Raw genomic sequence first — 9,818 nt, 5'->3', positions numbered from 1 at the left:
GGCCGGTGTTCAGCTTCAGCCCAGCGCAGTGTCGAGAAACATCACCACCGCAAACCCACCCATCAACCCCGGGTAATGGAGCTGGGAGCATCGCTGGGCAGCTAGGTCGAGCCGGCGCTGGAAGCCCTGAAGGTCGCCGTACACATCTGAAGCCTGGCATAGGCTTTGTGGGAGCCTTGTGTCGCGATGGGCTGCGCAGCAGCCCCAATGGCCTTGAAAACAAAAAGCCCCCGTGCTTTTCAGCGCGGGGGCTTTTCGTAGAATGTGGCGGTGAAGAAGGGATTTGAACCCTTGATACGATTTCTCGTATACACACTTTCCAGGCGTGCTCCTTCGACCACTCGGACACTTCACCGTTTCTCTTCAAGCCTTGCGGCCCGTCGAGGTGCGCTAATTTAGTGAAAGACGTTTCCTTTGGCAAGCATTTTTTTCAATTTTTTCATGTATTTGCACTTGGGCTGCCGTGAGCACTGACCGACCAGTCAGCCTTGCTGCTTTACCTCGCCCCTGGCGCTGGGTAACGTCGTCGCCACGCCAACAAAAGGACTCTGCCATGAGCGAGCTGATTACCTACCACGCCGAAGACGGCATCGCCACCCTTACCCTGAACAACGGCAAGGTCAATGCCATCTCGCCGGACGTCATCACTGCCTTCAATGCAGCGCTGGACCGCGCTACCGAGGAGCGTGCAGTAGTGATCATCACCGGGCAGCCGGGCATTCTGTCAGGCGGTTACGACCTCAAGGTGATGACCCGCGGCCCCAAGGACGCCATCAGCCTGGTCACCGCCGGTTCCACCCTCGCCCGCCGGCTGCTGTCGCACCCGTTCCCGGTGGTGGTCGCCTGCCCCGGCAATGCCGTGGCCAAAGGCGCCTTCCTGCTGCTGTCGGCCGACTACCGCATTGGCGTCGATGGGCCATACAAGGTATGCCTGAACGAAGTGCAAATCGGCATGACCATGCACCACGCCGGCATTGAACTGGCCCGCGACCGCCTGCGCCGCTCGGCCTTCCACCGCTCGGTGATCAATGCCGAAGTGTTTGACCCGCTGGGTGCCGTGGATGCCGGCTTCCTCGACAAGGTGGTACCGGCCGAGCAATTGCAGGAAGCGGCAATGACTGCAGCACGAGAGCTGAAGAAGCTGAACATGCTGGCGCACAAGAACACCAAGCTGAAAGTGCGCAAAGGGCTGCTGGAGGCGCTGGACAAGGCGATCGAGCTGGATCAGCAGCATATGGGCTAACCGCACGGGCCCTTTTCGCGGGTTTGCCCGCGAAAGGGGCGGGACAGGCCTGCACCAAGGTTTGCCCCAACCAGTGCACACCCGTACACTGCCCGCGACCGTCTGGTGTGAGCCGTACCATGCTTTATTCATTGCGTATGTTCCTGCTGGGGCTGCATTTTCTTGCCGTTGGCGCCGTGGGCCTGATCATTGGTCTGTGCCGCCCCTTCAACCCTGACAACAGCCGCGTTTTCGCCCGGCTCTACAGCTTGCCGGCCACCTGGCTGATGCGCATCAAGGTCAAGGCCGAAGTCGGCCCATTGTGGGACCACCCACCCGGGTGTGTGATCGTGGCCAACCACCAGTCCAACTTCGACCTGTTCGTGCTGGGCCAAGTGGTGCCGCAACGCACCGTCGCCATCGGCAAGAAGAGCCTGGGCTGGATCCCGCTGTTCGGCCAATTGTTCTGGCTGGGCGGCAACGTGCTGGTCGACCGCAAGAATGCCTATCAGGCACGCAGGGCCATACAGAAGACCACCCGGGTTCTGCAGGACGACACCTCGATCTGGATTTTCCCCGAAGGCACCCGCAATCCCGGCGAGCATTTGCTGGCGTTCAAGAAAGGCGCGTTTCACATGGCCATCGAGGCCGGTGTGCCGATCGTGCCGGTCTGCGTCAGCCGCTATGCCAGGCGCCTGAGCCTGAATAGCTGGCGCCAGCGCACGGTGATTGTGCGCTCGCTGCCGCCCATTGCCACGACGGGCATGACGCTGCAGGACCTGCCAACACTGATCGAGCAATGCCGGGTGCAAATGCAGCAGTGCATTGACCGCATGGAAAAAGAACTGGCCTGATCCGGGGTTGCTCTGGAGCCGGGTACAGCCCAAGCTGTATCCGTGTTCAATCGAATAAGCGGACAACCATGGGTCGAGTCGTGGCATCGGCGGTGTACAGCGCCGGCAGAAAGGTCACCAACATCAGCATCGACGAAGGCAGCGAGTGGGCGCGCAAGCCGGGGCATTTTGTGTGGATCGGCCTGGAAGAGCCCAATGCCGAAGAGCTGGCCAACCTGCAGTCGCAGTTCAACCTGCACGAACTGGCCATCGAAGATGCCCTGGAAAAACACAGCCGGCCCAAGTTGGAAACCTTCGGTGACGCGTTGTTCATCGTCACTTATTCACCAGTGCGCCACGAAGGCAAACTGGAATTCATCGAGACCCATATCTTCGCGGGCAACGGCTACATCATCACCTGCCGCAACGGCCACTCCAAATCCTACGCCATGGTCCGCCAGCGCTGCGAGGCTCGCCCCCTGTTGCTGGAACATGGCGAAGACTTCGTGCTGTACGCCCTGCTCGACTTCGTCACCGAGAACTACCAACCGGTCAGCGAGGCCATTCATGGCGAGATCGAAGCGCTGGAGGAAAGCGTACTGGGCGGCTCGCTGCGGGAAGACGACATCCGCCGCCTGCACAGCCTGCGCCGTGACATCCTGCGCCTGCGCCGCTACGTGGCCCCCCTGGTTGAAGTGAGCGAAGAACTGCAGCGCCTGAGCTTCCCGTTCATCGACAAGAACATGCGCCCGTACTTTCGTGATGTGCAAATTCACGTGACGCGGCAGATGGAAGACTTGGCCGGCATCCGCGACATTGCCAGCCAGACGATCGAGATCGGCATGCTGCTGGAATCGTCACGGCAAAGCATCGTGCAGCGCAAATTCGCGGCCTGGGCGGCGATTCTGGCATTCCCTACAGCCATTGCCGGGGTTTACGGGATGAACTTCCAGAACATGCCGGAGCTGAGCTGGCACTACGGTTACTTCGCGGTACTGGGGGTGATTGCGACGGGGTGTGCCGGGTTGTATGCCAGCTTCAAGAAATCGGGTTGGCTTTGATGGCCTCTTCGCGGGCGCGCCCGCGAAGGGTTGCCACCGATTAAGCGGCGCTGTCGCTGGCCTTTGATGGCTGCTGGATGAACCGCAACATCCACTCCCCTACCAAATCACCCTGGTGCTCGGTGGCCAGGCTGGCAACGGCCTTGTGGTACACCTCGTCACCCAGGTATTCCTGGCGCGCATCGAGCAGTGCGCGGGAGTAGTCATGCACGAATTCCGGGTGGCCCTGGAAGCACAGCACCTGGTCGCGAATGTGGTACGCCGCATTCGGGCAGAAATCGCTGGAGGCGATCACCGTAGCGCCTTCCGGCAGTTCGGTCACCTGGTCCTGGTGACTGATCAGCAAGGTCAGCTCCGACACCTCCGGGTCCATCCAGGGCGCATGCGCCGCCAACGAGTAGCGATGAATACCCACGCCCCAGCCTTGCTCAGCCCGCTCGGCCTTGCCACCCAGGGTCAAGGCCAGCAACTGGTGGCCAAAACACACGCCCAGCAGCTTTTCACCGCGCTCGTACAGCTTGAGCAGGTAGGCCTTTAGCGTCTGGATCCACGGGTCGGTACCGAACGAATCGGCCTTGCTGCCCGTCACAAGGTAGGCATCGAACTTTTCACTGTCGGCGGGATAGTCGCCGTGCATCACGTTGTACACACAAAATTCGGCGGCAATCGGCTGACGCGAGAAGAGCTGCTCGAACATCCTGCCGTAGCCCTGATATTGCGCCGTCAACTCCGGTCGCAGGACATCGGTTTCAAGGATGCAGATGCGTAACGACATAGGGGTAGTCCTGAACGACATGGGTGGGAATCTGCTGTAGAGACTGCCGCGAAAGGCACGTACAAGCAAGTAGGCTGCACTGACGAACGGTCACATTTCGTCGGCGCCTGCCGGGTACTGGCGCCACTGTCTAGATAGAGCGTGTCAGCTAGATAGCACTTAGCCTCATAGCCAGAGGAATGGTTTTAGCGCACGGTTAGAACAAAGGGTTCTCAAATATGGATAACGCACACCCTACTGTTGAAGGTATATCCACTTTCAAGCGGCAAGCAGTCCGGCGCCATTCAACGCCACTGCGATCGACCCGAAGCGCGACAAGGAAGCCAACGGGTATTCAGGAATAACAACAAGAAGGCGGTCCGCCATGTTCAGACAATCGAAAATTCGCCAAGCCGGGCTCATTTTATTTGCCACCACGTTGCTGTTGATCTTGCCAAACCTGACACGTTTGTTTGGCTGACTGCGGCGGTGGCGCCAACGGGCAACGCACAGGTAACCTGCTGGCCTTGATGGTCGGAGATCGCCTATGCGCCACTGCCTTGTCCTGCTAGCGTTGCTCCTGAGCCTGCCATTGTCGGCGGCGCAACTGCACCTTGAACTGGGCGCGACACCGCGCCAGTGGAGCAGCGCCGAACTGCTTGGCCACCCTGAGGCCCAGGACATCAGCATCGACCAGGACGTATCCTACAAACGCCCCATGCACTATCGGGCGGTGCCGCTGGTCACGCTGCTGAAAGGCGTGACTGCCAGCGATCACCTGCAGGCCGTGGCGCTGGATGGCTTTGCCGCCGAAATGCCCGCTGCGCCCTTGCTGCAGCAAGGGCCGGCACGGGCCTGGCTGGCCGTGGAAGACCCCGACACGCCGTGGCCGTCACTGGGTCCAGGCAAGCCAAGTGCCGGGCCGTTCTACCTGGTGTGGACTGCGCCGCAGGCCAGCGGCATCCGCCCTGAACAGTGGCCATTCCAGATCGCCACCCTTCGCAAGCTGGCCCCCGTGGACCAGCGATTTCCTGCGCTGCTACCCGACCCGAAGCTGCCGGCCGACAGCCCGGTGCGCCAAGGCTTTGCCCTGTTCCAGCAGAATTGCCTGGTGTGCCACCGGTTGAACGGTGCGGGGGATGGGCAGGTGGGGCCGGACTTGAATGTGCCGTATAACCCGACCGAGTATTTTCAGCCGGTTTATTTACGCAAGTTGATACGCGACCCGCAAAGCCTGCGGCGGTGGCCGCAGGCGAAGATGCCGGGGTTTGCCGAAAGTGTGTTGAGTGAACAGGAACTGGATGCGCTGCTGGCCTATTTGGGGCACATGGCAGCGCGTAAGCCTTGAGGGCCTCTTCGCGGGTAAACCCGCGCCTACACGGTGGTGGAGGGTGGATACAGGCCGTCGTAGGAGCGGGTTTACCCGCGAAAGGGCCGGTCCTGCTGGCCAATATCCCCGGCCGTTCATCGTTGCCGCCGCCACCGTATTCGCGGGTGAACCCGCTCCTACAACGGCAGGTGGTGTCCCCCCTCCATCAATGTGTAGGCGCGGGTTAACCCGCGAACGGGCCAACACAAAACTGTCAGGCCGTGAGCCGTTCGTGCTTGACGCCCCACCCTTCCACCTCACCCCCATAAGGCGTCACCAACTGCTCGAAGGCCTCTTCAAAGTCGCCAATCCCGCCATGGGTGGCGTACATGACCTTGCTCAGTTCCAGGTGCCAGGCACCGTCGCCCAGCTCCTTCACCTGGGCATTGAGCGATTCCCCGCGAAACTGCCCGGCTGCACGACGGGCCCCTGCTTCGTCCGGGAATACGGCATAGAACTCGATGGGGTGGATCTGGGTGAAGTCGAAACCGCCTGCTTTCATCTGGCGCAGGACGTTGCTGCTGATATCGTCGTTCTGGCTGCTCATGAATCGTCCTCCTGAATAAAGCAATGGATAGACTTTCCGTGCACTACGCACCTGCCGGCAAAGGCCGTGCAGTTCGAGCTGATGCAAGACGCGAATTGTAGCGGCGCCAACCCGCAGAACAGGCAGGCCCTTCTCCAGCGTAGTGCCTGCCAAGGCACCACGCAAACGTGTGGTTCAGGCGACTTCGTGAATGCTGGTGATGGTCACACCGCTATGCTCTTTGAGCCAGCGTGCGGTCGGGGAGATGATACGGTCCTGGAAGTCGTTGAGGTCCAGCTCGTCCATCACCGGAAACAGGTGTGAGCGGATGGCCCGCGCAACGTCTTCCTCGCTGGGGCAATGCTCGGCATGCATCAGCAATGTGGACGGTTCGCCCTTCTGGTCGGCAAAAATGACTTCCCACTCTTTCATTGAACGGACCCTCTCAGTCAACGAACACCAGGTGTGTGATGCCTGAATAACTGACCTTGGGGCGGGGATAATGTTCAGTCCGGGAAAATTGTGCGGGCCCATTCGCGAGCTTGCCCGCTCGCACAGGGCCAGCACAAGGTTCTAACCCTTGTCGTGCCTGTGGGAGCGGGCAAGCCCGCGAATGGGCCGCAACGCGGCCCCGGTTTACTTCGGCGTGCCGTGCACCACGCCAGCGGTGTTATCCAGCAGGCTCTTGGTCGCCGTCTGGATATACGCTTCCAGCTTCTTGAGCATTTCTGGCTGGTCCGGGCTTTCGATCAGTTCGGCCTTGAACTCGCTGCCCAACTGGTAGCGGTACATCCGCGGGCTCATGTCCTTGGACTCGATCAGGATACGGTCACCCTGTACCAACCCGACAATCTGCTCGCTGCCCGACGGCTTGATCATGCCCACGCCCTGGTCACCCTCGGGCAGGTTGAGCAGGTCGCGCCCCCAGCACTGGTGGCGAGCCTTGCCACCCAGGCGGCCCATGATGGTCGGCACGATATCGACCTGGGTACCCACGGTGTGGTTCACCGCACCGAACTTCTCCTGAATGCCCGGGGCAATCAGCAGCAGCGGCACGTTGAAGCGGCCCAGGTCCAGCTCGGTAACCTGCTGGTGGTTGCCAAAGCCATGGTCACCGACGATGACGAACAGGGTGTCCTTGAAGTAAGGCTCTTTACGCGCCTTCTCGAAGAACTGGCCCAGCGCCCAGTCCGAATAACGCATGGCGGTCAGGTGCTCGTCCAGACGGCCCTGGCCGGTCACTTTCTCTACCGGCAAGTCCTTCGGCAGGGCATACGGCGTGTGGTTGGACAGCGTCTGCAGCAGCGCGTAGATCGGCTTCTTGCCATCATGCTTGGCCAGCTCTTCGTTGCCGCGGTCGAACATGTCCTGGTCGGACACACCCCAGGTCGGGTCGGAGAACACCGGGTTGACGAAGTCATTACGGCCGATGAAGGTGGTCATCCCCTGGTTGCCGAAGAACCCGGACTGGTTGTCCCAGGCAAAGTCGCCGTTGTAGACGTACACGTCGTCGTAGTCACGGGCGCTGAGCAGGGCCGGCAGGCCCGACAGCTTATGGCCGCCTTCCGGGGTCTGCATCAGGTATTCGAAACCTGGCAGGTTGGGGAAGCAGGCCATGGTGGCGAACATGCCCTGGTGGGTATGGGTGCCGTTGGAGAAGAAGCGGTCGAACAGCAGGCCTTCTTTGGCCAGCTTGTCGAAGTACGGGGTGATGTTGTTGGGGCTGCCAAGCGCGCCTACCGAGTGGCCGGCGAAGCTTTCCATCAGGATCACCACCACGTTCTTGATCGGCAGGGTACGGTCAGCCGGCGGCACAAAGTCGCGGCGGATAGCGGCTTCGTCGGCGTCGACCAGCGTGTCGTGGGCGGTCAGCAGTTGCTCACGCACACTCTGCGTGGCCACGTCCTGCTCCAGGACTGGCTTCCAGATGTTGGCACGGTCCTCGCCAAAACGGCTCTTGGCAGCGTCGATCAGGGTCAGGGTGCCGTTCAGGCCCAGCTGGTTGACGAAGTTGGAGTCCGTGGTGAAGGCATCACCCCAGCGCATCGGCGGGCCCTGGCGCAGGGTGCCACGGGCAGCGACCACGGCCACCAGCAGGATCACCATGAATACCGCCAGGCGCTTGTACCACGGGGCAACGCGGTACAGGCCTTCGGCACGGGTGGCGCGATCGATACCTTTGAACAGCAGGCTCAGCAGCCAGGTCCCGAAGGCCCAGGCCAGCAGGTAGCGGACCACCGGGAAACCGTACCAGAGCATGCTCATGACGGTTTTCGGGTCTTCCTTGATGTACTGGAAAACCAGGCCGTTGAGACGCTGGTGGAACTCGCGGTAGAAGTCCATTTCCATCAGGCCGAGGAACATCACCACGCTCGAAGCGAGGGTCAGCCAGAAACGGAACACGCCACGCCGGGCCATGGCCCAGGGACTGAGGATGGCCAGCAGCAGCGGAATACTGATGTAAACCACCACCCGCAGGTCGAAGCGTAAGCCGTTGAGGAAGCCTTCGGCGACCGTCGAATAAGGGGTGTCGCCGACCATGTCGTTGTTGTAGGCCAGCAGCGCCAGGCGCACGAGGCTGAGCATCAGCATGATCACCAGGCCGCTGAGCAGCGTGTAGGCCAGGTGGGATTTCAAGGTCGGCGAAAATGACGTTCGCGCGCCCTGTTGCTTCAAGGCGTCCGTGTTAGCCATGAATGGGAAGGTCCTAGGATTGCGGTTTGCGAAGAGGCGATGGCGCTAGGCCAACGCAGCATTATGCGGGTGCGGATTCTGTTTAAACCAATGTGAAAATTTTGTCACGGCCCTATTACTGGCTATGTCAGTAACGCACCTAGAGCCGCACATTCCCCCGCGGCCCGGCAATCGCCCAGATCACCAGCCCCACCACCGGCAGCAAGGCGATCAACAAGATCCACAACACCTTGATGCCCACCTCGCTGCCACTCTTGATCACGTTGAGAATGGCCCAGATATCCAGCGCCAGAATGATCAGCCCGACCAGGCTGTTGAAGGTAGATCCCATGTCTGAATTCCTGTCCAGAGGCTTTGCTGCACAGCATAGTCAGCTATCGCAGCAATAGAAGGGAATCCTTGGCGGATGTCGCAGGTCCCTCGGTAGACTGACTGCATTCACTGATTCGAGGTTCGCATGCCACCCACCCACAGCCAAAGCGCCGCCCCCTCTTCACTGCTGCAGGCCTGGCGCCAGCAGGTTACCGATACCCCCTGGCTCAGCGCCGGCCTGGGGCTGAGCCTGCTGGCGGTGTGCGTGCTGCTGGCCGCCAGCCTCTGGAACGCGGTGAATGGCGACCATGCCGACAACCTGCACCTGGCCATGCTGGGCGGGTTGTCCGGCTTTGGCGCCACCGCACTGGGCGCCGTGCTGGCAGTGGTGCTGCGCGATGTCAACGCGCGCACCCAGGACGTGATGCTGGGCTTTGCTGCCGGCATGATGCTGGCCGCCAGCTCGTTTTCGCTGATTTTGCCGGGCCTGGAGGCTGCCCGCGAGATCACGGGCAACGGCCCGGCCGCTGCGTTTACCGTGGTGCTGGGCATGGGTCTGGGTGTGCTGCTGATGCTGGGCCTGGACCGCTTCACCCCGCATGAACATGAAAGCACCGGCCCGTGCGGCCCCGAAGCCGAGCGCATCAGCCGGGTGTGGCTGTTTGTGCTGGCGATTACCCTGCACAACCTGCCTGAAGGCATGGCGATTGGCGTGAGCTTTGCCAATGGCGACATGAACATCGGCCTGCCACTGACCAGTGCCATCGCCATTCAGGACATCCCCGAGGGGCTGGCCGTGGCGCTGGCCTTGCGCGCCACGGGGCTTTCCAACCTGAAGGCCGCGTTGGTGGCGATAGGGTCGGGCCTGATGGAGCCGCTAGGGGCGGTGATCGGGCTGGGGATTTCTACTGGCTTTGCCCTCGCCTACCCGATCAGCATGGGGCTGGCGGCAGGGGCGATGATCTTTGTGGTCAGCCACGAGGTGATCCCCGAAACCCACCGCAACGGGCACCAGACAGCGGCGACCTTGGGGTTGATGGGTGGGTT

Annotated in this window: 10 protein-coding genes and 1 tRNA gene; 5 read left to right on the top strand and 6 right to left on the bottom strand. The window is 61.3% G+C overall.

Features of this window, described 5'->3' with window-relative positions:
• Nucleotides 1-265: 265 nt before the first annotated feature.
• Nucleotides 266-355: transfer RNA gene (locus ACF8Q6_RS00740), tRNA-Ser, on the bottom strand.
• Between the two features lie 198 nt (nucleotides 356-553).
• Here ACF8Q6_RS00740 and ACF8Q6_RS00735 point away from each other — a divergent pair.
• The 3 genes from ACF8Q6_RS00735 to ACF8Q6_RS00725 all read left to right on the top strand — a co-directional run bounded on the left by ACF8Q6_RS00735 (nucleotide 554) and on the right by ACF8Q6_RS00725 (nucleotide 3,116).
• A complete protein-coding gene (locus ACF8Q6_RS00735; protein ID WP_100774550.1) occupies nucleotides 554-1,243 on the top strand; it encodes a crotonase/enoyl-CoA hydratase family protein in 690 nt (229 codons plus the stop codon).
• A 119-nt stretch (nucleotides 1,244-1,362) separates the two neighbouring features.
• Complete coding sequence (locus ACF8Q6_RS00730) at nucleotides 1,363-2,076, top strand: 1-acyl-sn-glycerol-3-phosphate acyltransferase (RefSeq protein WP_014754121.1); 714 nt, start codon at nucleotides 1,363-1,365, stop codon at nucleotides 2,074-2,076.
• 68 nt (nucleotides 2,077-2,144) lie between these two features.
• The gene (locus tag ACF8Q6_RS00725) at nucleotides 2,145-3,116 is read left to right on the top strand and encodes a magnesium and cobalt transport protein CorA (RefSeq protein ID WP_010952874.1); all 972 of its coding nucleotides are present in this window, start codon (nucleotides 2,145-2,147) and stop codon (nucleotides 3,114-3,116) included.
• Nucleotides 3,117-3,156: 40 nt separating this feature from the next.
• On the opposite strand, the gene ACF8Q6_RS00720 is transcribed toward ACF8Q6_RS00725, so the two are convergent.
• A complete protein-coding gene (locus ACF8Q6_RS00720) occupies nucleotides 3,157-3,891 on the bottom strand; it encodes an amidotransferase (protein WP_003252828.1) in 735 nt (244 codons plus the stop codon).
• Between the two features lie 526 nt (nucleotides 3,892-4,417).
• On the opposite strand from ACF8Q6_RS00720, the gene ACF8Q6_RS00715 reads away from it, so the two are divergent.
• On the top strand, nucleotides 4,418-5,218 hold the full coding sequence (locus ACF8Q6_RS00715; protein WP_392493856.1) for a c-type cytochrome: 801 nt from the start codon (nucleotides 4,418-4,420) through the stop codon (nucleotides 5,216-5,218).
• 235 nt (nucleotides 5,219-5,453) lie between these two features.
• On the opposite strand, the gene ACF8Q6_RS00710 is transcribed toward ACF8Q6_RS00715, so the two are convergent.
• The 4 genes from ACF8Q6_RS00710 to ACF8Q6_RS00695 all read right to left on the bottom strand — a co-directional run bounded on the left by ACF8Q6_RS00710 (nucleotide 5,454) and on the right by ACF8Q6_RS00695 (nucleotide 8,790).
• Nucleotides 5,454-5,786, bottom strand: coding sequence for a ribonuclease E inhibitor RraB (locus ACF8Q6_RS00710; protein ID WP_003252824.1), 333 nt, complete (start codon nucleotides 5,784-5,786; stop codon nucleotides 5,454-5,456).
• Between the two features lie 174 nt (nucleotides 5,787-5,960).
• A complete protein-coding gene (locus tag ACF8Q6_RS00705) occupies nucleotides 5,961-6,197 on the bottom strand; it encodes a hypothetical protein (protein ID WP_392492724.1) in 237 nt (78 codons plus the stop codon).
• Between the two features lie 204 nt (nucleotides 6,198-6,401).
• On the bottom strand, nucleotides 6,402-8,459 hold the full coding sequence (locus tag ACF8Q6_RS00700) for an LTA synthase family protein (RefSeq protein WP_003252821.1): 2,058 nt from the start codon (nucleotides 8,457-8,459) through the stop codon (nucleotides 6,402-6,404).
• Between the two features lie 139 nt (nucleotides 8,460-8,598).
• Complete coding sequence (locus tag ACF8Q6_RS00695; RefSeq protein WP_003252818.1) at nucleotides 8,599-8,790, bottom strand: PLDc N-terminal domain-containing protein; 192 nt, start codon at nucleotides 8,788-8,790, stop codon at nucleotides 8,599-8,601.
• Between the two features lie 126 nt (nucleotides 8,791-8,916).
• On the opposite strand from ACF8Q6_RS00695, the gene ACF8Q6_RS00690 reads away from it, so the two are divergent.
• Nucleotides 8,917-9,818 (top strand): ZIP family metal transporter (locus ACF8Q6_RS00690; protein WP_276216417.1); only part of this gene is annotated, 902 nt, incomplete at its 3' end.

The organism is Pseudomonas sp. GLN_2, from assembly GCF_043106005.1.
Lineage (GTDB): Bacteria > Pseudomonadota > Gammaproteobacteria > Pseudomonadales > Pseudomonadaceae > Aquipseudomonas > Aquipseudomonas alloputida.
The sequence above is the reverse complement of the archived record's forward strand: the minus strand, read 5'-3'. Positions and strand labels throughout refer to the sequence as shown.